The organism is Microbacter margulisiae (assembly GCF_014192515.1).
Lineage (GTDB): Bacteria > Bacteroidota > Bacteroidia > Bacteroidales > Paludibacteraceae > Microbacter > Microbacter margulisiae.
The window spans coordinates 960,456-986,832 of record NZ_JACHYB010000002.1 but is presented as its reverse complement, the minus strand read 5'-3'; the positions used below and the strand labels follow the sequence as shown (position 1 = coordinate 986,832).

Here is a 26,377-nt window from a genome sequence, read left to right as displayed (position 1 = left end):
TATCATCTATCAGCCACAAATATGGCTAATCATTTACCTTCTCAATCTGCCATATTTCTCCATCTTTTACAGATATCTCTGATGTACTAAACTCAATTGTTTTGTTTTGAGTGGCTACTTTTATTTTTTTATGCTGCATAAGTTCTTCTAATAAATAAGTTCCTTTTTCCTTGACAAATAACTGAATTTTTGCTCTTGCACTTATTTTTCCTTGATTTAAGACATACAAAAGATAGCCTTCAGGATAGTTTTGAAGACGTACCACTAAGGTATTCTCTGTTTTATCACCCTGAATTACATTAAATGGCCTTTGAATTTTTGCCCATTTAACTAACCCGTCTATAAACTTGTTTGTGTTTTGATTGGCTGGATTCTGAATTGTAAGGTGTTGAGTTGATTGATCCCATAGAGAACCTGTAGATCCCGCAAGACAAAGGAAAGACCCTACATACATCGTATGCCCTTTTCCATAATTAGAAGTAACAATAACAGGCGTATTATCTTGCAATCTGGCTAGCACTCTTACACTATTATTGTCTTTTAATAGCTCTAAGGACTCTGCAAAAAGGGAACCTTTTAGTGTATCATTTAATTTTAAATTTGCCATTGAAGGATTAGCCCGATCAGATACTTTCATCAGCACAATGGGCAAGGATTTAACTTTGCTCTCACGTACTCCAAACATCTTACTGAGGCCTAATCCAGGAATTACGGTTGACGTATTGCCATGTTCGTCATTCCAAGCTAATCGTGCTTCAGACATGACATATCCACCTTTCTCCACAAATGATTCAAGCCCTTCAGCAGCTTTTTTAGATATCATCAAAGCATACGGCATTATGATCAATTTATATTGAGATAAATCCCCATTCTCCAGATCCGCTAAATCAATAAATTCTACGGGAATATTTTGATCTGTCAGGTAACGGTAATATCCGATGAGTGAATTTGTGAGGCCTCCTTGTTTTCCTACACGATTTTCACCTCCTACCATTTGAGATAATGGATTATATAGAAGAGCAATTTCTGCTTTAACTGGTGTTGCTGTGGCAAAAATGTTCATTCTACTATTAATCATCTTTGCTAGTTTTCCAAGCTCAACCGCCCTCTTTGTAATTGATCCATCTAAATTAATCAAACCATATCCACCTGATTCATAACCGGATGACATAGGGTAATAGGCATAAGAGAAAATTCCTTTAGCTCCTGTTGCTAAACTGGATAATACCCATATCTGCTCGTCTTCTGAGGTTACAGGATCACCTACATTTAATCCTACAGTACCAAATCCAGCTTGAAGTTCTCCTACATAATAGCCTCCATTCGATTTGTTTGCACTATATGAAAAATCAGCTGCTGCCATAAACCTCCAAGGTATCCAATCTCCCGGTTGGTTATGTTTCGGATACTGCGAAAGTCCATAGTAATCGACCTGTTTTGCCATAAGAAAATCATTCGCAGGGCCTTCTGGGTCAAACGGGGTTTCAAATAAAGATACCGGAGAGGCATGCGAAGAGGTAATGTGGGTTTTGTCAATTGATCTAATGGCATCATAGCGTAGTTTAAGGTCTCCTGCCATTTTTTGGAAGATAAAGTCCTTCCAATCAATAAAATCTGAATAGGTGAGGATTGTGCTAAACCTTGGAGCTTCAACATCTTCCCATTTTTCGAAATTACGATGCCAAACTTTGTTTAATTCTTCTAAAGTGCCATATTTTGCTTTTAACCATTGCCGAAATCGCTCCTGTGTAGCTGGATTAAATCCATATTGAACATTATTGATCCACTCTGGGTGTCCCCATTGTACCATATGAGGCTCGCTCCATAAATCCCATCCATAGAAACTCGGATATTGTATCGCTATTTTGGCTACCTCTTGATAAAAGTTTGTTATGACATTTCGCACTCCTTTATTATCAACACAATAACCTGGTACAATTTGTGGTTGAATTTTATATCCATTTTGTGCTTCAAATAACGCATTTGGAAATTTCTTACCTACCCATTCGGGAGCACCTTCGGCGTAAACTTGAATGATTACTTTAAGGCCTATTTCATTAGCTAAATTCAAAATCATTTTCAGGTTTTCAAAATGATACACTCCGTCTTGTGGTTCACACTGAGACCATTCAACCCAAGTCTTAACTGAATTAAATCCAAGGTTTTTAATCTGTTCCAGGTCCTGTTTCCATTCTTCTTTTGAATTTATAGATATGGAAGACAGCATGGGAGCTCTTGCTTTTCCACCACTGTACCAGACAGATAAAGGAAAAAAATCCTCTTTGTTAATGTTATACTTCTCCTGTGCAGCTAGCGAGCCAGAAAAAATGAGTAGTAATACAAGTGTTAAATGAAATATTTTCTGCATGTTTTTGATTATGTTAATTTGTTCGTGTTTATTCTTTGTATATAATTGGTTAACTGTAATATTAGAACTATCATTCCCTTCAATAAATTTAGGCAATAAGCATCTATACTAGATCACCACTGTAACCCATCAAAGCGTATCTCCAAAGTATAAATGATTATCAAACAACATATTTTTATACCCTGACAATTGAATTCTATAACAATCTGCATTTATCAAATCAACAAATCTCTGTTTGTTCTGAGAGCTACATAAAAAAACAGTAAAATATGGTTTTATTGCAACAGTATTATTGCTTTGATTTAATAAACACTCCTATTCATATGAAAAGATAAAGACTTCCCTCTTTTGGATTTAATTATATATGTATGCCTGTATGTAGGGTTGAATTCGAAAGAGGGAAGAATAATATTATTGTATTACGGGCTTGCTTAATTTATAGGAAACAATAAAACCTCTCTTTTGCATTATTGAACGAAGGAGTATCCCTGGTGCTTAAATATCCAAATCCATGCTGTATCCCATGCTGATGCTGCCCCTGGATCCGGAGATGCTAATATCATTTCATCATCATTAAGCACCAAAATGTCATAAGTATAAATAAGAGCATTATTATTATCTCTATTAAAGCCCTCGCTAACGGTTGCACCGGTAAGTGTCAATTGTCCAATTGACCAAAGTGTAGGCGGATTGTCTCCGACTAATGTCTTTGACATATCGAAACTAAATGTCCCATGATAGGTTCCGGCTGGCAATCCACCAACGCCTGTATTTCCTGTTACTAAGGTAAAATTGGCTCCTCCATTTAAATCGAATATCATTTGATCATTAGCGACACCCCATTTCGTAAGATCTAACAATCCATGTGTACTCCAATTGGGAGCCACAAATTCGCTAGCAAGATATCCGCCACATCCAAAACACTGACCAGATGGAAAATTAGGAAATCCACTGGGAGGAAGAACATCAGTTGCCCAAACCCATGTTTTCCCTGCTGTGCCTGACCCCGCTAAATATTCCCATTGCGGAGCTGTAGGATAATCAATCTTTGTAACATTAACTATGACGCTGTCTTTCGTAATTCCACCTGAAGTGGTTGCATAAAAGTAAATCGTTGTATTTCCAAGAAATGGCAACAAAATAGTGTCATTTTGCCGTATGGAAGTATTGATTCCGTAATACCACATTCCTCCTACATTGGGAGTGTTATTGATCATGACAATTTTGTTACTCCCCGTAGTAATACCATGTACATCAAGTTTGATGTCTGAAGGCGTAAGGAGGGGGCCAAGACTTTTTTTTTCGTCAATGGGTGTGCATGATGCAAGTAGGAGTAGAACAATTACTAAATTATTATACCATATATGTTTCATAGTTGTAGCAATATAAAAGTTATGAATAATAGACTTATGGGGAAGCCCTTTGAAAGCAAGAGCTTCCTTTTATTCTTTTTTAATTTGTAGTATACATGCGGTCTGCATCTGCATCATTCCATCCGTCGTTTTGTTGAAGCTTTCCATTAGAAAGGGTAATTTGCGAGGTTGGAATTGGTAAAAATCCTTTGGTTTTAGACAAACGAGTCAGATTTGGAGTGTAAGTAGATGAAACACCTGCATTCCACATAGGTTCTCCTGATGCTGTTTTAAGATCAGCCTCTAAGGTCCCCCAACGTATTTCATCCCAATAGCGAATGCCTTCAAAAGCAAGTTCATGCTTTCTTTCTTGTTGAATGTTTGCTAAAGTAACAGGTATGGAAGGTAGTCCTGCCCTGCTTCTTACCATATCTAAATATTGCTGTGCATGGGAACTTCCCAGTTCAGCTCCCATTAATAATACATCAGCAAAACGGATAAGCATCATGCTTTGAGTATTGTCAGTCATAATGTTTTCTGGAGTTCCATATAGTATACAACTATAGTTGAGAAGATGACCGTCAACAGGTGACTTAACATTAACAGGCAGATATTTTTTTTGCCAGTAGCCGGTTTCATTCATCAAGTCTCCATGCCAAGTATATCCTGATATTCCTTCGTCTGGATTATTAACATCACAAATAGAACCTGCTTTGCGCAAATCAGCATTATCCCATGAGTTCCATGTGGCATACGCGCTTACAGTGCAAAAACCCCAACCATAGCCAAAAGGCATTTGTGTTTGCATACGCCAACCAAGATACAAATCATTCATATTATAATAATTATTAGTATTCAAATTAGAATAATTAATATCAAAGATTGCTTCAGTATTAGCTCCAACATCTTCCGTTACCCATTTAAGGTGGTTGTTTTTTGCATAACCATAATCTTCATTTGAATAAGAGTATGGCCATAAATTACGAAAATCACTAGCTAATTTATAGCCGCTATTGGTGACACAATCATCAATCCAACCTACAACTTCAGTATTGGTAACTTTACCGCCACCTACTAAAGGCATGGTTGCATTTGACCCAAGTTGGCTGCAATCTCTTCCATAAGCTTCCCCATTGTAAAATAAAAATACACGTGCCATCAAAGCTTCTGCTGCCCACTTTGTAGCATGACCATTTGTCCCGCTTCCACTACCTACTAATGAAGTAAAATTAGAGGCAGGCATTATCGTGATGGCCTCTTTAAGGTCAGAAGCAATTTGTGCATACACAGAATCCACATCTGCTCTTTTTGATGTTGGTGCTGATGGATCTGTAATTAAAGGTACACCCGTCATTTTCCCATTAACCGGGCCACCAAACATTTTCATTAAGTCAAAATAATAATAAGCTCTCAAAAAATAAGCCTCTCCGAGTGTTTGGTTTTTTACATCATCACTGCTCCAACCTGTAATTTGAGAAAATTTCTTGATCAAAGTGTTAGCGCGAAAAATTCCTTGATAATAATACTTCCAAGCATTGTCACCTTCATTAATATCGGTTTCCTGGAATTGGTCGATTGCCCCTTCATGGTCAATTTGACCACCTCCTCCATAACATTCATCTGACATTTGCTCGGAGGCTATAAAAATATCTATTCCTAAATTAGGTGACATTGCATTTGGCAAAGAAGAGTATATTCCAGTCAATGCCTGTGCGGCATCATCTGGTGTTAGATAAAAAGTAGCATCTGTTTTTTGTGTCAAATCTTGCGTATTCAAAAAACTTTGAGAACATCCCGAAAGTACTAATACCAAAATTGTAATGATATAAATTTCTATTTTTCTCATAGCTGTAAGTTTTTAAAATTTAAGACTTGCGCCAATCATTATCGTTCTTGGCGAAGGATAATTACCAATGTCTATACCTTGTGACCATCCATCAGGAGCATATCCTACTTCTGGATCCATTCCAGGGTATTTGGTAAAAGTGTGTAAATTTTGAATGGTTACATAAAAGCGAATTTGTTGCAAAGGAATCATGGGCAATAATTGTTTGAAATCATAGCCTAATGTGATATTTGAAATGCGAAAATAAGCACCGCTCTTCATGTACAAATCGGAGAAGTATTGGGTGTTGATGCTAGCCCCTGATACTACACGCGGATAATAATTAGATGTGCCAGGCCCATGCCAACGATTTAAAACAGCAGCCGTATAGTTGCTATATAAATCCATTATACTTGAGTAATCCATTGCATCAACAATTTGATTTCCGCTTACTCCTACTCCTACTACAGAAAAGTCAAATCCTTTGTATTCCAGATTCGCAGTAACTCCATAGGTATAATGCGGGTGTGGATCTCCAATTTCTGTCCGGTCATTGCTGTCTATGACTCCATTTCCGTTCAAATCGACAAATTTAACATCGCCTGGAACGGCATTGGGCATAATTTCTTTCCCTGTTTTGGAATTTATATATGCTTGTACATCAGCTTCCGTTTGAAAGATGCCATCTGTTTTGTACCCATAAAAATAGCCAATAGGATAACCTACTTGTGCTCTGTACCATGTGTCGTTATTCCCGTAAAAATCATACTGTCCTTCGATGATGCCTTCGCTATTTGCAATTCGAATAACACGGTTATGATTAAAAGCGATATTTGCGTTGATGTTGTATTTCAATTTTCCAATTTCGCTTCTCCATCCTAAAGCAATTTCGTATCCACGGTTGTCGATATCACCGCCATTAATATAAGGAGCATTCGTGCCGTAGACTTCTTCTAAAGGTGCTTGTACCAACCAGTTCTTAGTAATTTTATTATACCAATCAAATGTTAATGTTAATCGATTAGATAGCAAGTTAGCATCAAAGCCAAAATCAGTTTGATTGGATGTTTCCCACGTTACATTTGGGTTTGGAACGATGGAGGGGTAAGCTCCAATAGAGGGTGTAACTTTGTCCGTTCCATAGAAATATTTAGCACCAGAAGAAATAGTTGTCAGGTATTGAAAAGGAGAAATCGCTTGATTTCCATTCTTTCCCCAACTTCCACGAATTTTCAAAAAATCTAGCCAATTAATATTTTTCATAAATGGCTCATTTGTCATAACCCATCCGGCAGAAAAAGCAGGAAATGTGCCCCATCGATGTCCAATATCAAAATTGGATGATCCATCGGCACGTATAATTCCTTGTAAAAGATAAGTATTATTGTAATCGTAATTCAAACGTCCAAAGTAAGAAAGGATGCCACTCTTTCCCCAGGGTGAACCAGTTAATGTAGTTTCTCCATTATTATAAATAGTAGGATTATTGATCAAATAAGCATATTGAAAAGAATTAAATATGCTACCGCCATTTGAACCACTTATAGATTCTCCTAAGCCATCACGCTCAGCAGACGTTCCTGCTAAAATGGAAAAGTTATTTTTAGCAACAGAATATTTATATGAAACGGTATTGTCCCATGTCCAGCCAAGCCCTACTGACATACTTTGGCTAGTAATATCGTATGGACTTATAGATCTTGGTCCAAAATCGTATGCAGGAGCGTATGAACGATAGCTTCCAGCATATACATTGTAACTAAACACACTACGCCAAATTAAATTTTTTATTGGTTGAACTTCAAAATAGATATTGCCTATCAAATTATGCGTTTTTTGCAGATTATGGCCACGAGCAACCATTAGTCCAATAGGGTTACTTCCACTGGAATCCCAGCCAAGAAGAACAGAAGAATAATTCCCTGATTCATCGTATACGGGCATAAAAGGACAAGCATTAATACAATCTGAGATGTCATTATAAAAACCATCACTAATTGCAATTCCACTTTTTTCACTATAATCATAATTGAGAGTCTCTCCTATTTTTAGTATAGCTCTCTCTTTATTTGTAATTAACTTATGATCACTATTAATTCGAAAGTTATATCGATCATAGTGAGAAGCAACTGGTTTCCCTAAAATACCATCTTGCGATACATATGAAAGCCCTATAGAATAGATGGACATGTCATTCCCTCCTGTAATGTTAAGAGCATGACTTTGAATAGGTGCATTATTATTAGTAATTGCATCTAGCCAATTTGTCCCTTTATTGGTTCCATCTAAAAAACTTTGTCCATCAGGCACGTTTTGTATGATATAATCGTTTGTAAAAGGTAGCAATCCTGAATTAACTCGTGCTTCTTGAATAATAGTTAAATATTGTTGGGCATTGAGTACTTGCTCTTTTTTGTAAAGATTCTGTACTCCATAATAACCATCATAGCTAATGGAAGGCTTTTGTTTTCCTCTCCCTTGTTTGGTTGTAACTAAAATAACTCCGTTTGCTGCCCGTGATCCATAAATTGCTGCAGTAGCATCTTTTAATACGTCTATGCTCTGAATATCTGATGGAGACAAATAATCAATATTACTAACCACTACACCATCTACTACATAAAGTGGTGTAGCGTTATTAATTGTGCCAATACCGCGTATGTATACTTTTGTTCCGTCACCAGGTTGTGCATCAGTTTTAGTAATAGAAACTCCTGGCGTAGTTCCCTGGAGTGCATCCATTGCCGAAACTGTATTCAATTTTTGTAGGTCATCTCCTTTCACCTGTACTGTTGCTCCAGTCATGACCTTTTTTATTTGAGTGCCATAACCAACAACCACTACTTCATTCAATCCAGTAGTAGCTTCAGACATTGTTACATTAATCACACTCCGATTCCCTACTAAAGCCATGCTTTTCTGCATGCCTACAAACGAAAATTCTAGTGTTTGTTCGGAAGAAACATTTCCCAAAGAATAATACCCATTAGCATCGGTAATCGTTCCTTTGGTAGTACCCTGAATTATCACAGTTACTCCTGGCAAAGGTTGACCTTTAGCATCAATTACTTTTCCTGTAATTTCATGAATACCTTCTGTTCTTGAAACAGTTTTTTTTGACTTAAGAATGAGTACAATTTGTTTTCCTTCAATTTGAAAGTCAATATCTGTTCCCTTAAAAAGCTGAACAAGAACATCATTGATATTCTGTTTTTTGACATTTATGCTCACTTTGTGGCTTACATTGATATCTTCCTGATTGAAAAGAAAATGGTACGGAGTTTGAGATTCAATGGCATTAATGACTTGCTCTATTGTGGAATTTTTAAAAATTAATGTTACTGTAGCGGTTTGAGCGTATGTTTTAATACCTATCGCTTGCAACAATAAACATAGTGCAATCATTATACCCGATCGGATAAAAAATATCCGGCAGAAAGTAATGTTTTTGTAATAGTTTTTGTGTTTCATAGTTAATGAATATTTTTAACAACTCACTGGTTGATGAATGACTTGTTGGTTAAAAAGAACCTCTTGTGATGCAAAGGCTTCAAAAAAGATAGTTCGTCGTAAAAAATAGGCTAGAGAATGTAATGGGAACCTTAATCTTAGTAATGATAGAACAGATAGAGGAGATGCCCGTGTGTGGATTTTCATGATAATTTATGTTTTAGATTAATAATCAGAAGCAACTCTAAGTTTTGCTTACTATAAATAAGACGTATCCAAAAAAGAATCCCACATGAAAAATGCTTATTTTACATTTTCAATGTGGGATTCGTCTACAAAAAGCACAATTAGTTAGCTTTAAGTACCTCTATTTTTTCTTTGCTATAGTAGTTATTGCCAAGATTATTTCTTCCTATTACTTTATATTGGATGGGCGCTGTCTGTTGTAAAAGCTGTAAGATTTCATCGAGAGATTCATTCTTAAAAGTAGCTCTGTATGGCTGACGGGCGACACTTGCATCTGTAATTATAATATCTACATTAAATGCTCTGCCGATTCTCTTAAATACTTCCCCCAATGGTTCTTCTCTGAATGCCAATATACCGTCTTTCCATAATTCCCATTCCTGAATATCTGTTGTCATTTTATTGTACTGATTCGATATTGCATTGAATACCAAATGCTGGCTGGGATGTAGTATAATTTTTTGATTCTTACCCATATTTACATTGACAACGCCTTTTATAAGAGTTACCGATATAATCGTGTCAGAAGAGTAGGACTCAACATCGAATTGTGTCCCAGTAGCTGTCACATTTAAATGTTTGGTCTCTACAATGAAAGGATGCTGTTTGTCGGAATGTACCTGAAAATAAGCTTCTCCGGAAAGGTAAACATTTCGTTCTTTACCTACAAAAGCAATAGGGAATTTCAATTTACTTCCTGAATTTAGCCATACGACAGAGCCATCTGGGAGATTTATTTTCGAAGTCACTCCGAAAGGAGAACTAATTTCCTGATAAACCATAGCTGTTGGTTGATTATTGTATGGCAACGGGTGCGTAGTCAGCACATAGCCAGCTATTAGCAATATAGGCAAAAGCAGAATGGCTGCAATCCTTTGCCACCAGACAATAACTGGCATTTTTGTCCATTTGCGGGTTTCAATGCGATTCATCACGTTTGACATGGCTTGTTCCGTATCGATACTCGCAGGATGAAATGCAGGATGACTGATTTGCCAAATATTTTTCATCTGGTCGAAATATGCTTTGTTTTCAGCGCTTTCCTGTATCCATTGAAGCAAAAATTGTTTTTCTTCGGCTCCAATTTCTTTCGAAAGCCATTTGGCTATCAGTTCGTCTATTATGTATTCCTCTTTTTGCATCTCTTTTTTGCCTTACTTATAAGTGACGTAATTCTGCTGATTGTCCACAATCGATTATAATTTATTAAGAGAAAGAATGACAAGGATTAGGATGAGAAAATCTTTCAGGTGATGTCTCAGCAATCCAATGGCTTTGCCGATACGAACTTCCACTGTTCGTTCCGAAATCTCCAGTTTTAGTGCTATTTCCTTATATTTTAAACCGTCAAAACGATTCATTACAAATGCTTGCTTGTAGGCTTCGGGTAATTTATCCAGAGCTTCATCCAGATGTGCCTGTAAATCGGAGTATAAGATGTAGTTCTCTGTATCCAGATCGCCAAGCGGCCCAAAAGCTTCCGTATATGATTCATGTTCCCTGATGCTTTGCCTGTGGCGTAATTCATCAATGCAGCCATTCCTGACTGACCGGAGTAAGAAGGATTTTAACGAAGTCTCTATTACTAATGTTTCCCGGTTTTCCCACAATTGCGCGAAGATGGTTTGGACAATATCCTCGCAACGGGTTTTATCATACAAGTAATTGCCGCCAAACAGAACCATGTCTTTATAGTATTTCCTGAACAATAGGGAAAACGCTTCTTTGTTTCCCTGTCCAAGCTCTGCTAGCAAGTAGTGCTCTTCATTCATAATAACTATATCAATTAGCTGGTTCTAATATGATTAAAATTATCATTATAATTATTCCGGTATAGATTCTGATTTTGAGTGGTCAAATATACAATTTATTACAATATCCTACACGATACATGTTTTTCTTTTTCACGAAGCAGAAACCGTTATCACGCACTTATCTGATTGCATGATTTAATTCCAATTTATGTACAAGATTGTCCTCTCCCTAATCATTCCCAGCGCTTCTTCGGGGTGTGAATTCTTCATCCTGGATTTTATCCATCATGAAGACGAAACGATCTTCAGGGCTCCACACATGATCTTTCGGGCAAACATATCCCCGCAACCACAGTTCTCCTTCAATGCGGCGCAAATAGAATCCTTTTGGGAAATCATCTTCCTCTGTCAGCGGTTTGGAGAAGACGGTAACCGATCCCAACGGGGCTTTGTTGCGCCGGGTTTCTTCTTTTTCGTTTTGATCGGTATATTGGAGGCGGAAATGCGGTGCTATTTCAAGCGGACATTCCCGGAGTCCATGCTGCCGGGCATGCTTTTCAATCTCCTGTATGGTTCCTCCGCCGGGAAGGCCAAGATCCATCACAGAGAGTTCAAGCAACATGGCCTGCTGTTTTACCGCCGAAACCATGAAACGGTCGCTGGAAAAAAGCGCATCGGCATGCTCATTGAGTTTAATGCCTGACTTTTTTAACAGCATCAGCAGATCGCTTTTGCCCATGGCTCCATATTTGATTTTATGCAAGCGAATATTCTCTCGGTCGTTAAGCGCATCTGGAATTGTATTCATAATTCAATAGGTTATGTGTGAATTTTTACCGCATTTTCTCGTTTGAGTTTCCCTTTGTTCCGATGTGAGGTTATGTTGGAAAGCAGGCGTTTATGTGGGATATCATTCCCCTGTTCTTCATTTTTTTCTTCCTCAAAGGTAATGCCGCAAGACCTTTTTTTGCAAATATCTGATCACTCATCCGAGAATTTCTATTCATTGGATGGGTAGGATTTTGATTTCCCAAACAATTTATTGATTCTCGGCTGAATAACCCAAATGCCAACGGGAAAGAACCAGATCAGGAAAAACTCTCCTGTAAAGTCGCTAAATCTTACAGGCTTTTGCAGTTCTGTCGATTTCAATGCTTTGGCAATAAAGTAAAAACAGTACAGGATGCCAAACATCGAAAATAGATGGAGCAAAAAGATTATGGAAAGTATGACAAGACTACTTTTTCCGTGCACGATAAAATAGGGTTCGCCAGCGATCATGATGATGGCCCCCAGCAATATGTAGATGGCCGGAACGAAAAAGAAGATTTTAAATAGTTTCAGGCTCATGGTTATGGTTGGCGGGAGTTTTGTATGCAGGTTTTTCCCAAGGGCATAAAGCCATCCCAACAATAAAGCGCCGAACACAATCATCAGCAAGAGTGTGACCGTAAAGTTGCCCCATGTGTAAGAGTCATCATGCCAAATGGTAATGAATTGCAAAACCAATGGCGGCACTACAAAAAGGCTAAAGAGTTGCCAGTGCCTTAATCTAAGAAATGTCTTCATCTTGTTTGTTGTTTTAGTTGCTTTCGTTTCCTGTTGGATTTATTGTCCCCCAATATTACCCACTTTATATACACATTGTATTAAAAGGAAAACTTTCTCTCGCCGGGGAGAGGGTTCTGTCTTATGTCTTGCATTAACGACAAGAGTATTCAAAATTCTGACTACTTGCTTAATATAATAATATGCCCATTGAACTGGCATTATTGGATTGTATATATTTTTTCAATTCACTGAAATAAGACCTATTACCCTTGATGCTTTTTTGAAAAACATTCAATTGATTGATTGCGTTATGAATCCCTTCTGTTTGTGCAATATAATAGTATAATTCAGTAACAATAAAATCAATCTGACTGTTATCTATCTTGTCAGGATCAGTTTGTCTTAATGTCGTTACAAAGACTTGGTAGTTTTCGTTTATGTAATGCTGATAGATTAATATTAATGCCCTGAAAAATTTTATCTGAGTTGGTTTATCTCCCTTTGTTTCTGCTTCTTTGGCTTTTATTTTATCCTCAAGGATATCCTTAAAAGCCGGGAATGGATAAACCGAAGCAGGAACTTTATTTAATGCTGTTAGGGCTAAAGAAAAATCCTTATGCAAAAAATACGCATGAACTTCATCGCTATAGATGATATTCCTGTATTTATCACTTTTGTTTTCAATGCTTTTCAGGATGAATATGGCGCTATCCAAGTAAGCGGTTTGCTTTGTGAAGTAATAGTTATTAATATCTCCCAGGGCTTTTGAAATTTGTTTTCCGCAAATTTCATCTTCCTGCACGTTTCTTCCATGGCAAGAAGCAATGGAAAATAAGACGAATATGAATAATGTAGAATAGAATTTCATACGCTTTTAGTTTGGCGGGGAACAGTGGCCCGCGTCAGCGACAGTAAATATTTTATAATTCTCTCCTCTGTAATATTACACATAACTATTAAACACGTATCTTTGCAGCTTCATTGTTCTGTGGTGTAACGGTAGCACAGCAGATTCTGATTCTGTTTGTCTGGGTTCGAATCCTAGCAGAACAACATGATGAAACGTCGGCAGCCTAATCAATAGATTGCCGGCGTTTTTGTTTGTTTTTTTCTTTCCCATCTCGTCGGATTTGTAAATCTGACGGATCAGGCTAATATTACTAATGAAAATACTTAATAATAGTATAAGTTGTTTTCTTATTGTCTGGAGAATTATTCATACGTTTAATCTTTAATGTATGGATATATGTTTGAAATAATACGTAATACTTTCTCACGATCGTAGGATAATGATGGACATTAAAATCAAAATGCGTGTTCAAATATAAGTATAGTTCCTGCTTTGTTTTTGTATTACATAACTTAAATCGATCTATTCTGATTTTGTCAATCTTCAAGTTGTCAAATGAAACCACAAATGTCAAAACCACCTGTCCATCTATTGTATCATTATGCAGATCATTAGGCATTTTTATAACTTCTTGTTCGTGTAAATTTGTAATAACTATGGGAGGATAACTATTCCAACGAGTTTCTCTTGTTTTTGCTATGCCATGATTTGTAAATAAAAGAAGAACAATAATTAAACTCAACAATCTCATATACACATTGTATTAAAAGGAAAACTTTCTCTCGCCGGGGAGAGGGCAATGTCATTAAGTTAAGGCCATCAGAAAGTATTTTTATTGTTTTTCAGCAACTTCGGTTTACCTCTTTTTCTGTATTTGTCAGTATCTCTTTCAAATCTTCTATTTGGTCGTATTGGTATTGTGTGTTTTTTAAACAACGCTTTGAGTTCTGATACTATTTCGTCCATATCCTTTTCCGAGAAAAACAATAAAATTATCCTGTCTTTGAGAAAGCCGTATGATAAATTGCTATTGACTTTGTATTGATATTGATATTGATATTTGGTTGACTCTTTGGCTAATTCATCATTTATGTCTCCAACGATTAAACTCTGAACGTTTGACACAAATAAGGCTGCATAAAAATCCTGCAATATACAATGCTCTGAATAGCCTGAAAAATGTTCTATTTTTATCTTGTTCTTCAATTCATCATAAAATGTTTCTACTCCCCACCTTAAAAAATACAGTTCTTTAAATAAAGAGACTGGATATTTTTTTGAATCAAACAAAGAAGTTATTAGTATTTCTATTTCTCCATCAGGTAGTTCAACCCGAACCAACCGAACTTCTTTGAATGCATTCTTCGAATACTGTTTATCCGACAGTTTTATGTTCTTTCCAGGTTGCATTCGAGCAATAGCTGACTGTAGTCCACTCTGGTAAAATTCCCGGGTGAGGTTACTAAAATCAGCTTTAACCCGAATGAGAAAATCTACTCCTTTTTCAAAATGCTCATAAATCAAATTGAAAGAAGGATAACCTCTATCGTAAATAATCAAGTCGTTAGCTTTTGCAAAAACCAAATGATTCAACGCCAAAACACTCTCTCCAGTTGACAGTGGAGCTAAAACACCATCTATGGCAAACCGATTCAAAACATCGTACAATACCGATATTCTGGCCTGTACCACCCCGGTTTCAGATTGATTTCTGGTCTTACCATAAATGCTTTCTAACTCCTGTGTATCGGGCAAAACCAATCTTGACCCATCAATAGCCAACAACCTAAATCCATTCCAGAGCTTTATCGATGCATCATTGTCTGTATAAAACTCCTCAATCAAACTATCTGAAAGTGACTTAAATACTTCAGGTTTTATTTTTTTTCGATACTGTACAAAAGCACTTTTTGTAATACCATTTATCGAAGCACCAGGCATATTGTACTTTATGAAACTAATAAAGTTAGTTATCTCAACCGAAAGACTTTTAGTGAGAAAATTTATCATAAAGACAATAGCACTATGAAATGATTGCTTCCTGTTTCTTGTAAAATCTGTCTCTAACATTTTGAACTGTAAAACTATTTCTTGCGAAAATACTCTTTTCCTTATCAGTTCCAATATACTTTCCGGCGTTTTTTTTCATGATAATAACTATTTGATTCTGAAACAAATATACAAAAAATAACTCATATACACAAGCGTTTATTGTTGATAATCAGATAATTATATCGCTAACTTAATGACATTGGGGGAGAGGGTTCTGTCTTATGTCCCGTCTCGTCGGATTTGTAAATCCAACGGGTCAGGTTTTCAGGGCTACGCCCCTGTTTGTGTTGTTGGCTGTTTTATCCTGATCATTTTACTTCAACTTGTTGCAATGTAACCCTATTATCCTGATCAACAATAAACTCGTATAACTCAAAATAAGGTTTTGCTACCTTTTCAGGAGATTCCATACTTGTGCCGGGACTCTTTTTCAAAATATTTCCTGCAGAAGCAAGCCCGGAAACCAATCCGGTGGTTGCCGTTATCATATCAGGGATTTTTGTATCTGTTGTGAGCCCATAGGATGTAAGAACCCCGTTTTGTAAGGAAATTTTCAGATCACTCGTGCCAATCCCCGGTGTTTGTTTCACATAGGTGGGATTTCTTAAATCAGGAAGGTAAATGATGCTGACTTGCGTGGTTAAACTATCCTGAGAAGCATCTTTGGGCGCTTTTTTAGTATGAACTACTAAAAGATACGGTTTGGTGGAATACACCTTAATTCCGGTTTCTGTTTTCAAAATCGCGTCACTGTAGAATTTCACAGTAGCACAACTGCTCAATAGAAAGAATGAACCCAGTAAAAAATGAATTGCTTTCATAATCTAAAGATTTAATGTGAATAGTATCAACAGTATCGATCAATATGCTTATTTGCTTCCGTCTTGTCGGATTTGTAAATCCGACGGGTCAGGAAAAAGGAGTCAGGTATATTTTGCCATAATATTAAGATGTCAGGGCTACGCCCCTTTTTATGTTGTTTATCGTTTTATTCTACGAAGATGCCAGAGCTACGCTCCTTATGATGTTGTTTGTTTCAACATTCTATACCCTCATTCCTTCAATCCTTCAATCTATAGGGACGTAGTCCTGTAATCTTAATAGCAAATGGTTCCTTCGTTGATAATAAGGGGCGTTAGCCCTGCGATCTGTTTTATTATCCTGTTTGCCGTTGTTTTTGTTTCCGTATGCTTGTATTAGATGATATTATTCCGTCAATTACAAATCTAACAGGAAAAGGAAGCCAGGTATATTTTGCCATAATATTAAGATGTCAGGGCTACGCCCCTTTTTGTGTTGTTTATCGTTTTATTCTACGAAGATGCCAGAGCTACGCTCCTTATGATGTTGTTTGTTGCAACATTCTATACCCTCATTCCTTCAATCCTTCAATCCTTTCAATCTATAGGGACGTAGTCCTGTAATCTTAATAGCAAATAGTTCCTTCGTTGATAATAAGGGGCGTTAGCCCTGTGATCTGTTTTATTATCCTGTTTGCCGTTGTTTTTGTTTCCGTATGCTTGTATTAGATGATATTATTCCGTCAATTACAAATCTAACAGGAAAAGGAAGTCAGGTATATTTTGCCATAATATTAAGATGTCAGGGCTACGCCCCTTTTTATATTGTTTATCGTTTTATTCTACGAAGATGCCAGAGCTAACGCTCCTTATGATGTTGTTTGTTTCAACATTTTATACCCTCATTCCTTCAATCCTTCGATCCTTCAATCTATAGGGACGTAGTCCTGTAATCTTAATAGCAAATAGTTCCTTCGTTGATAATAAGGGGCGTTAGCCCTGCGATCTGTTTTATTATCCTGTTCCCTGTTGTTTTTGTTTCCGTATGCTTGTGTTAGATGATATTATTCCGTCAATTACAAATCTAACAGGAAAAGGGAGTCAGGTATATTTTGCCATAATATTAAGATGTCAGGGCTACGCCCCTTTTTGTGTTGTTTATCGTTTTATCCTACGAAGATGCCAGAGCTACGCTCCTTATGATGTTGTTTGTTTTAACATTCTATACCCTCATTCCTTCAATCCTTCGATCCTTCAATCTATAGGGACGTAGTCCTGTAATCTTAATAGCAAATGATTCCTTCGTTGATAATAAGGGGCGTTAGCCCTGCGATCTAATTTATTATCCTGTTTGCCGTTGTTTTTGTTTCCGTATGCTTGTATTAGATAATATTATTCCGTCAATTACAAATCTAACAGGAAAAGGAAGTCAGGTATATTTTGCCATAATATTAAGATGTCAGGGCTACGCCCCTTTTTGTGTTGTTTATCGTTTTATTCTACGAAGATGCCAGAGCTACGCTCCTTATGATGTTGTTTGTTTCAACATTCTATACCCTCATTCCTTCAAACCTTCGATCCTTCAATCTATAGGGACGTAGTCCTGTAATCTTAATAGCAAATGGTTCCTTCGTTGATAATAAGGGGCGTTAGCCCTGTGATCTAATCATTGGCATACCATTCAAAAAGATAGTTAGGATCATAATCAACCTCAAATTTTTCCAGGAACGATAGGTATTCCTCCCGAAATGATTGCTTTCTATGATGCTTAGGTTGGTTTAGGATGTATTTCACCACTTTGTCAATATGTGATTTGGAGTAGGTAAATGCACCAAAACCATCTTGCCAGGAGAATTTTCCCGGAATAACTTTTTTCTCATTCATCCAGTTTGATGAACCTGATTTTACCTGTTCCATCAGTTTTGAAGGAGATATTGCAGGGTGCATCCCCACGAAAACATGCGTATGATCGGGATTGCAATAAATAGCATAAGTTTTTGATTTATTGTTGGAAATAATGCCACATATTTCCTTTTCCAATTCATTCCTGAATTTTTCTTTGATCAGATTTTCCCTGTCTTTGACAGAAAAAACGAATTGTACGTAAAGTTGGGTGTATGTATTTGCCATATTATTAAGATGTCAGGGCTACGCCCCTTTTTATATTGTTTATCGTTTTATCCTACGAAGATGCCAGAGCTACGCTCCTTATGATGTTGTTTGTTTCAACATTCTATACCCTCATTCCTTCAATCCTTCGATCCTTCAATCTATAGGGACGTAGTCCTGTAATCTTAATAGCAAATGGTTCCTTCGTTGATAATAAGGGGCGTTAGCCCTGCGATCTGTTTTATTATCCTGTTTGCCGTTGTTTTTGTTTCCGTATGCTTGTATTAGATGATATTATTCCGTCAATTACAAATCTAACAGGAAAAGGGAGTCAGGTATATTTTGCCATATTATTAAGATGTCAGGGCTACGCCCCTTTTTGTGTTGTTTATCGTTTTATTCTACGAAGATGCCAGAGCTACGCTCCTTATGATGTTGTTTGTTTCAACATTCTATACCCTCATTCCTTCAATCCTTCGATCCTTCAATCTATAGGGACGTAGTCCTGTAATCTTAATAGCAAATAGTTCCTTCGTTGATAATAAGGGGCGTTAGCCCTGTGATCTAATTTATTATCCTGTTTGCCGTTGTTTTTGTTTCCGTATGCTTGTATTAGATGATATTATTCCGTCAATTACAAATCTAACAGGAAAAGGGAGTCAGGTATATTTTGCCATAATATTAAGATGTCAGGGCTATGCCCCTTTTTATGTTGTTTATCGTTTTATCCTACGAAGATGCCAGAGCTACGCTCCTTATGATGTTGTTTGTTTCAACATTCTATATCCTCATTCCTTCAATCCTTCGATCCTTCAATCTATAGGGACGTAGTCCTGTAATCTTAATAGCAAATGGTTCCTTCGTTGATAATAAGGGGCGTTAGCCCTGCGATCTGTTTTATTATCCTGTTTCCTGTTGCTTTTTCGCTACTGTATAAATTCCCTTCTCGTCGGTTTTGCAAATCCGACTGGAAAAAATCTTATATCCCTTTTCTCCCCACAAACATACACTTAATATTTTGTAATCTAAAGGTTATGAGGTAGAATATTTACACAAGCTAAAATAAAGGATTCCTCTTCGGAAAATAGATAAAAAAACCGCCCCGTCATTCGTTTTTTTATGACGGAGCGGCCATCCCGGTTCTTTATGTGCAGAAAATAGGTTACAGCTTCAAGCCCTGTCGCGGGAACATGTGCTGAAGAGAGAACCTGTTACATAATGTAACTGGTCAGTTCGTCGCTCCACACCCGCCGCGGGTCGGAGCCGGCCCCTGCCACGAAAATGCTGTACATTTTCCCCGGGGTCAGGTTATCAATAGTCACACTGTGTTTGCTGCACGAAACGTGCATGCGGACACTGGTTGCTGTCACAGGCGATTCCATGTATTCTACCTCATAAAGGTAAGCACCCGGTATCACATTCCAGCTTACGATAAGGCTTCCATGGTTGTCGCCGGCCTTTGCCTTCAGGTTTTCCGGCTTAGGAAGCGGGCCTATCGGCAAAGGCGTTTTGTTTACATCATAGCCCGCGCTCAGGATCAGCGACTCGTCGCCTTTGCTGACATTTTGCACCAGCAGGCCTGTTGACTTCAGTTGCGCCTCCAAAGCCTTGCGGGCTTCATTTTTGTTAAACACATCCTGATGCCCTCCATCTTTTGCCTTAATGATTGCAGTTGCAAGCTGGTCATTCAGGCCCTTGATGAGAGGCACCTCGGTGGCAAGCGTCGGAAAATTGGGATTGTCGGTAAGACTCTCCTCAATGACCGTCGCTTTCACATTCAGATCGCTATCTGTGTAGCGAATGTGAGGTAGTGTCCAAAAATTTGTGTAAACGCATTCTTATCTCATTTATTATTATTTTTTCTTTTCGAATCCCCTCTCAAAATTTTTGAGGGGTTTGAAAAGAAAAAACTTCCGTTTTTATTTTATTCTTAAACTAGTGTCACTAATATTTGCTCTATCAGGATATAAAATCATAAACTGATTGGCAATCAATGGCCAGTTGGAAACTTTTGCACTCCAAGATATTGAGGCTTGTTGGATCGCCAGATACACTGCTTTTTTCATTGCCTGATCATCAGGAAACATCAATTTATTTTTGGTGTATTTGCGTATGCTTCGATTTAGATTTTCAATCACATTAGTGGTATAGATAATCTTTCGTATTTCGGCTGGATAGGTAAAATAGGCTGTCAGATTTTCCCAATTTGCAATCCAGGATTTAATGGCATAAGGATATTTCTCTCCCCATTTAGTTTCCAATTCAGCAAAAGCTTCCCCAGCAGCATCTAAGTTTCGGGCCTGATACACTTGTTGAAGATCATGCATAAAACTCCGTTTTTCCTTTGTCCCAATATAGTTCATCGTGTTTCTTATCTGATGAACAATACATAATTGTGTTACTGTTTCCGGAAACACAGCCTGAATAGCCTGGGTTAGCCCTTTCAGATTATCTGAACAGGCAATTAAAATATCTTTCACCCCTCGTTTCTTCAAATCATCCAACACGTTCATCCAAAATGAAGCCGATTCAGTTTCATTGATCCACATACTAATAACTTCTCTATGTCCATTGGTATTTAAACCGATAATCAGATAAACGCTTTTACTTATTATCTTACCTCCTGAACGAACTTTGATACGAATACCATCTAACCAAACAATCAGATAAGTATCATCCAATGGACGGGTTTGCCAGGCTTCTACATCGCTCATTACCTGATCTGTGATATTGGATATGGACGAAGAACTGATAGTGACACCATAAATGTCTTTTATCTGAGCTTCTATGTCACGAGTCGACATGCCTCGTGCATACAAAGAAATCACAACGCTTTCTATCTTGTCTATTACTTTTTGACGCTTGGGCAAAACGATGGGATTAAACTCACCCTGACGATCGCGGGGAACCTCTATAATTATTTCTCCACTACTGCTCTTTACTAACTTGCGGGTTTTTCCATTACGAGAGTTCCCACTGCCATTTCCTTTGACTGAGTGCTTGTCGTAGCCAAGATGTTCGCTCAACTCACTTTCTAACATCTTTTCTACTCCCCGCTTAAATAGCTTATCCATAAAACCATTTATGTCTTGCATGGTCTTGAAACCCTTGAAAAAATCTGTTGGTAACTGGGAGAAAAGTGCCTCATCTTCTGCACTCAATTTTGATAATACTGATTTCTGCTTTTTCATGTCCTTTTTTTTCTGTTATAAAAATAAGCATTTATTTCTATTTACACAGTTTTTTGGACGGTCTCCATTGATCTTTTTCAGCAAATTGCTCAGGTGTGTTTTCACGGTGTTGATGTCAATATCCAGCATCGAGGCAATCCCGTTGATGGAGTAGCCCTTTTCCTTGAGTTTCATTATTTGTTTTTCGCGCGAGGTGAAGCATGACCGTTTTTTGAAGGCATAAAACGGGTGAGGTATCCCTCGCGGCGGAAAAGGCAGGCACTGCCGCATCGGGTTGAACCGCTCCAGTTTCGGGTTATACCATTTTTCGGTATGGGTCAGGATCAGCCATGGCTTTTGTGCCACATCCGTCAACAGTACCACAGACGAATGGAGACATATCTGATAGTTGCCTTCATGGTCGATATAACGCCTCTGGTATGAAAGCCGGAAATTGTTGCATTGCCCCGGTGGCATGGATTGCAGGTATTCGTAGCCTTTCAGCTCGGTATCAATAGCATGGAACCTGTCGTCGGGGTGCGTTTTATCCAGAATTCGTTTCATAATCTGCTTTGTCGAGGTCAATCCCTCTTCCATAAACGGATGGATCCGGTAGCTCCCCTCATGCAGGTCAAATACTGTGCTGTGGCGGTCTACATGGCGTGCCGACACTTCCAATGCATGGCGTATCCCTTCCCATTTTGCTTCCATTTCGGGCGTCACCTCACATTCGTACTCTGACACCAGTTGTTCAAATTTTTTTATCAATGAATGCATAGTATTAAATATAAAAACATCACCCTTTTCGCTATTTTTTTCAAAATACGGGATAATTATCTTTGCCACCAAACAATGGGCTTGTATTTATACATAAATAACCATAATATTTCAGCGTATAAATATTACCATTTTATATATTCTTAGATGACAAACAGTTATTCAGACACAAAAAGAAATGGCTGAGACCGTCCAAAAAACTGTGTAAATAGAAATAAATGCTTATTTTTATAACAGAAAAAAAAGGACATGAAAAAGCAGAAATCAGTATTATCAAAATTGAGTGCAGAAGATGAGGCACTTTTCTCCCAGTTACCAACAGATTTTTTCAAGGGTTTCAAGACCATGCAAGACATAAATGGTTTTATGGATAAGCTATTTAAGCGGGGAGTAGAAAAGATGTTAGAAAGTGAGTTGAGCGAACATCTTGGCTACGACAAGCACTCAGTCAAAGGAAATGGCAGTGGGAACTCTCGTAATGGAAAAACCCGCAAGTTAGTAAAGAGCAGTAGTGGAGAAATAATTATAGAGGTTCCCCGCGATCGTCAGGGTGAGTTTAATCCCATCGTTTTGCCCAAGCGTCAAAAAGTAATAGACAAGATAGAAAGCGTTGTGATTTCTTTGTATGCACGAGGCATGTCGACTCGTGACATAGAAGCTCAGATAAAAGACATTTATGGTGTCACTATCAGTTCTTCGTCCATATCCAATATCACAGATCAGGTAATGAGCGATGTAGAAGCCTGGCAAACCCGTCCATTGGATGATACTTATCTGATTGTTTGGTTAGATGGTATTCGTATCAAAGTTCGTTCAGGAGGTAAGATAATAAGTAAAAGCGTTTATCTGATTATCGGTTTAAATACCAATGGACATAGAGAAGTTATTAGTATGTGGATCAATGAAACTGAATCGGCTTCATTTTGGATGAACGTGTTGGATGATTTGAAGAAACGAGGGGTGAAAGATATTTTAATTGCCTGTTCAGATAATCTGAAAGGGCTAACCCAGGCTATTCAGGCTGTGTTTCCGGAAACAGTAACACAATTATGTATTGTTCATCAGATAAGAAACACGATGAACTATATTGGGACAAAGGAAAAACGGAGTTTTATGCATGATCTTCAACAAGTGTATCAGGCCCGAAACTTAGATGCTGCTGGGGAAGCTTTTGCTGAATTGGAAACTAAATGGGGAGAGAAATATCCTTATGCCATTAAATCCTGGATTGCAAATTGGGAAAATCTGACAGCCTATTTTACCTATCCAGCCGAAATACGAAAGATTATCTATACCACTAATGTGATTGAAAATCTAAATCGAAGCATACGCAAATACACCAAAAATAAATTGATGTTTCCTGATGATCAGGCAATGAAAAAAGCAGTGTATCTGGCGATCCAACAAGCCTCAATATCTTGGAGTGCAAAAGTTTCCAACTGGCCATTGATTGCCAATCAGTTTATGATTTTATATCCTGATAGAGCAAATATTAGTGACACTAGTTTAAGAATAAAATAAAAACGGAAGTTTTTTCTTTTCAAACCCCTCAAAAATTTTGAGAGGGGATTCGAAAAGAAAAAATAATAATAAATGAGATAAGAATGCGTTTACACAAATTTTTGGACACTACCGATCAATGCCCCGTCCATGCATGTGGTCTGTTCTGCCTATCGGAAAATCTGCTTCTTCATGATGACCTACCTGATTCCCTCTTGTATCGACATGCTCACCGATTTCTGCTGAAACAGGAAATGCTGTAACGCAATTATGTAAAGCTCATAGTAAAAATCAGACATCAACTCTTTTTGCTTTGGATTCTTGAAGGAATGCTCTGTTGAGGTATTTTTGATCAATGGATTGAAGTAATGAAATAAAAACCTAAGGTCTAAAGAGAACTACGGTTGAAAGTTTAAGGGGTAAAGTTGAAAGTAAACAGCAGGTCTAAAGTCTAAGGTCAATCTGTTATTCAAAAGAGTCAAGAGCCAAGAACCAAGACAATCTGTTATGGAAATTTTGAATTAACAGGGTCAACTGATTTCCAACCCCTGCGCTTCGCTTGTCCCCGGAAAGATTGAAGGATTGAGTGATTGAGGGTTCTAACTTTCCTAACTTCTTCTTCAATCATTTGGCGTTTAAAAGTCCCTTCAGGGATTTAGGGTAAATTTCATATTTTCAGATTCCTACTATCTACTGTCTACTATCTACTAGACTACTTTGCAGTTGTTGTCTTCTCCTCTTCCTGTAACTTCATTTCTTCAAATTTTCATTGTCAACTATCCATTGTCAATTGAATGCGTTGTCCTTAAACTTCCGGCTAATGGATATTCCCGGAATCAGGATAGCATTGGGGCGGGTAATCCGGTGATGGAGCCGCTGCAACTATCTTCAGAAGCTCCCGTTACCGAAGCAAGGGTGTTGATCTTGTTTGTCATTCTCAACATTCCGAGAAATGCAAAGGCCAGGGCTTCTTTATAGTTTACCAGCAATGCATCGGGCACAAACAACCGGTGATGGGTCAGTTGTTGCATCTGTTCAATTAAAAAGGCATTGAATGCGCCGCCGCCTGTGATTAGAATTTTACCCTGTGGCAATGATGCAAGGTCACGGGTGATTTGAAAGGCGATATGCTCAACGGTTGTGCGGAGTTTATCCTGCACCGGCAGATTGTATTCGTCGAGCAAAGGACGGAATATATCTACAAACCATTCTTTTCCCAATGATTTCGGGCCTTGCTCCTTGAAATAGTCCTGCCGGTTCATAGCCTGGAACAGGGTAGGGTTGACAACGCCCGCCCGGGCCTCTTCACCGTTGTGGTCATACTCTTTTCCCAACTGACGGGCAAGGTAATTGAGGGGGATATTACACAAAGAGATATCATATGCTACCCGTTTCCCGTCGCGGTTGTACGAAATATTGGAAATGCCTCCCAAATTGAGGCAGGCCTCATAACCGGAAAAGAGAAGCTGGTCACCAACCGGTACAAGGGGAGCTCCCTGACCGCCAAGCGCTACATCCAGCGAACGGAAGTCATAGATAACCGGAATACCTGTTTTGACCAGAATGGCATTGCCGTCGCCTATCTGCGAAGAAAAGCCATGTTGCGGCTGATGAAAGATGGTATGGCCGTGGGATGCTATCAGGCAGGGATGCAAGTCATTCCTTGCAATGAAAGCATGTACCTTTTCCCCGATATATTCTCCCAATTGGGCGTTAGTGAATACATAATCGTAGGCAAAAGCATTCTCGAGCGTGCTGAGGCGTTGCTTCCATTCCTCTGTGTAGGGAACCGTTTCGGCAGCAATGATGTTATAGGTGTAACGTCCCGGGGATGGTTCCGAAAATTCACAACATGCCATATCAAGTCCATCCAACGATGTCCCCGACATAAGGCCAATGACGGTATAAGTTTCCAATGATGGCATGTTTTCCTGATTATGACTGCAAAGGTAAACAGATTATTGGATTGCAGGAGAAACGGCGGGATAAAAGAGTGAAGTGTAAACAGCAGTCCAAAGAGAACTATGGTTGAAAGTTTAAGGTGTAAAGTGTAAAAGGTGTCCATGCCTGAATATCGTTGACCGTTTTGTTACCTGTTTTCTTCTGTCACCCTCCACGCTGGATTTACAAATCCGATCAGTCAGGCAGCGCTTGACCTCCTCCATTACCTCCAAAGGCGGGGAGAAAATCTGTCGAATCTTCAGCATCATAAGGAGCGTAGCTCTGGCATCTTCATAGGAAATGATGCCAATTGCATCAAAATAGCCGCGTAGCGGTGACATCTTCTGTCCGTTTATAATTTGGGAATCCGGTCCACATGAATAAAACAGGTCGCAGGGCTAACGCCCCTTTCTTCCTTTGGGATTCCTTTCTACGAAGATTACAGGGCTAACGCCCCTATAAATGGTTCTATTATTCAGTTATTTGATTTCCAACCCCTCCGCTCCGCTCGTCCCCTTTAACCAAAGGGGACAGCACCAGGACATCATGTTTTGGCAACCATGGCAGCCTTGACACAAGAAGGAAGTAGTTCAGCGTAGAGACCTAACAGGTTTTCAAAACCTGTTAGGTCT

18 protein-coding genes and 1 tRNA gene are annotated in these 26,377 nt (G+C 38.2%); 2 read left to right on the top strand and 17 right to left on the bottom strand.

Going from position 1 to position 26,377, the window contains the following annotated elements; all coding sequences use genetic code 11:
* Positions 1–25: 25 nt before the first annotated feature.
* The 9 genes from FHX64_RS13055 to FHX64_RS13015 all read right to left on the bottom strand — a co-directional run bounded on the left by FHX64_RS13055 (position 26) and on the right by FHX64_RS13015 (position 13,414).
* Positions 26–2,368, bottom strand: coding sequence for a beta-galactosidase (locus FHX64_RS13055; protein ID WP_183414286.1), 2,343 nt, complete (start codon positions 2,366–2,368; stop codon positions 26–28).
* A 467-nt stretch (positions 2,369–2,835) separates the two neighbouring features.
* On the bottom strand, positions 2,836–3,741 hold the full coding sequence (locus FHX64_RS13050) for a hypothetical protein (RefSeq protein WP_183414285.1): 906 nt from the start codon (positions 3,739–3,741) through the stop codon (positions 2,836–2,838).
* A gap of 79 nt (positions 3,742–3,820) precedes the next feature.
* Positions 3,821–5,566: a RagB/SusD family nutrient uptake outer membrane protein gene (locus FHX64_RS13045; protein WP_183414284.1), complete on the bottom strand. Its 1,746-nt coding sequence runs from the start codon at positions 5,564–5,566 to the stop codon at positions 3,821–3,823.
* Between the two features lie 12 nt (positions 5,567–5,578).
* Positions 5,579–9,016, bottom strand: coding sequence for a TonB-dependent receptor (locus FHX64_RS13040; protein WP_183414283.1), 3,438 nt, complete (start codon positions 9,014–9,016; stop codon positions 5,579–5,581).
* Positions 9,017–9,342: 326 nt separating this feature from the next.
* Positions 9,343–10,383, bottom strand: a complete 1,041-nt coding sequence (locus tag FHX64_RS13035; protein ID WP_183414282.1) for a FecR family protein — start codon at positions 10,381–10,383, stop codon at positions 9,343–9,345.
* 54 nt (positions 10,384–10,437) lie between these two features.
* Positions 10,438–11,013, bottom strand: coding sequence for an RNA polymerase sigma-70 factor (locus tag FHX64_RS13030; RefSeq protein ID WP_183414281.1), 576 nt, complete (start codon positions 11,011–11,013; stop codon positions 10,438–10,440).
* 211 nt (positions 11,014–11,224) lie between these two features.
* Positions 11,225–11,803, bottom strand: a complete 579-nt coding sequence (locus tag FHX64_RS13025) for a helicase (RefSeq protein WP_183414280.1) — start codon at positions 11,801–11,803, stop codon at positions 11,225–11,227.
* 191 nt (positions 11,804–11,994) lie between these two features.
* Positions 11,995–12,564, bottom strand: coding sequence for a hypothetical protein (locus tag FHX64_RS13020; protein ID WP_183414279.1), 570 nt, complete (start codon positions 12,562–12,564; stop codon positions 11,995–11,997).
* Positions 12,565–12,733: 169 nt separating this feature from the next.
* A complete protein-coding gene (locus FHX64_RS13015; RefSeq protein ID WP_183414278.1) occupies positions 12,734–13,414 on the bottom strand; it encodes a hypothetical protein in 681 nt (226 codons plus the stop codon).
* Positions 13,415–13,528: 114 nt separating this feature from the next.
* On the opposite strand from FHX64_RS13015, the gene FHX64_RS13010 reads away from it, so the two are divergent.
* Positions 13,529–13,599: transfer RNA gene (locus tag FHX64_RS13010), tRNA-Gln, on the top strand.
* A 616-nt stretch (positions 13,600–14,215) separates the two neighbouring features.
* Here FHX64_RS13010 and FHX64_RS13005 read toward each other — a convergent pair.
* The 6 genes from FHX64_RS13005 to FHX64_RS14425 form a co-directional block, all read right to left on the bottom strand.
* Positions 14,216–15,466: an IS4 family transposase gene (locus FHX64_RS13005; protein WP_183414277.1), complete on the bottom strand. Its 1,251-nt coding sequence runs from the start codon at positions 15,464–15,466 to the stop codon at positions 14,216–14,218.
* Between the two features lie 290 nt (positions 15,467–15,756).
* A complete protein-coding gene (locus FHX64_RS13000) occupies positions 15,757–16,269 on the bottom strand; it encodes a hypothetical protein (RefSeq protein ID WP_183414276.1) in 513 nt (170 codons plus the stop codon).
* 1,641 nt (positions 16,270–17,910) lie between these two features.
* On the bottom strand, positions 17,911–18,378 hold the full coding sequence (tnpA, locus tag FHX64_RS12990) for an IS200/IS605 family transposase (protein WP_183414275.1): 468 nt from the start codon (positions 18,376–18,378) through the stop codon (positions 17,911–17,913).
* A 1,190-nt stretch (positions 18,379–19,568) separates the two neighbouring features.
* Complete coding sequence (locus FHX64_RS14430) at positions 19,569–20,132, bottom strand: fibronectin type III domain-containing protein (RefSeq protein WP_183414274.1); 564 nt, start codon at positions 20,130–20,132, stop codon at positions 19,569–19,571.
* A gap of 144 nt (positions 20,133–20,276) precedes the next feature.
* Positions 20,277–21,548, bottom strand: coding sequence for an IS256 family transposase (locus FHX64_RS12980; protein ID WP_246392280.1), 1,272 nt, complete (start codon positions 21,546–21,548; stop codon positions 20,277–20,279).
* A gap of 15 nt (positions 21,549–21,563) precedes the next feature.
* Positions 21,564–22,373, bottom strand: a complete 810-nt coding sequence (locus FHX64_RS14425) for a LuxR C-terminal-related transcriptional regulator (protein WP_183414273.1) — start codon at positions 22,371–22,373, stop codon at positions 21,564–21,566.
* 180 nt (positions 22,374–22,553) lie between these two features.
* On the opposite strand from FHX64_RS14425, the gene FHX64_RS12970 reads away from it, so the two are divergent.
* Positions 22,554–23,825 carry an IS256 family transposase gene (locus FHX64_RS12970; RefSeq protein ID WP_246392280.1) on the top strand — a complete coding sequence of 424 codons (1,272 nt, stop codon included), beginning with the start codon at positions 22,554–22,556 and terminating at the stop codon, positions 23,823–23,825.
* A gap of 815 nt (positions 23,826–24,640) precedes the next feature.
* On the opposite strand, the gene FHX64_RS12965 is transcribed toward FHX64_RS12970, so the two are convergent.
* Both FHX64_RS12965 and FHX64_RS12960 read right to left on the bottom strand, forming a co-directional pair.
* Positions 24,641–25,729: an anhydro-N-acetylmuramic acid kinase gene (locus FHX64_RS12965; protein ID WP_183414272.1), complete on the bottom strand. Its 1,089-nt coding sequence runs from the start codon at positions 25,727–25,729 to the stop codon at positions 24,641–24,643.
* A 111-nt stretch (positions 25,730–25,840) separates the two neighbouring features.
* Positions 25,841–26,086, bottom strand: coding sequence for a hypothetical protein (locus FHX64_RS12960; RefSeq protein WP_183414271.1), 246 nt, complete (start codon positions 26,084–26,086; stop codon positions 25,841–25,843).
* Between the last annotated feature and the right edge of the window lie 291 nt (positions 26,087–26,377).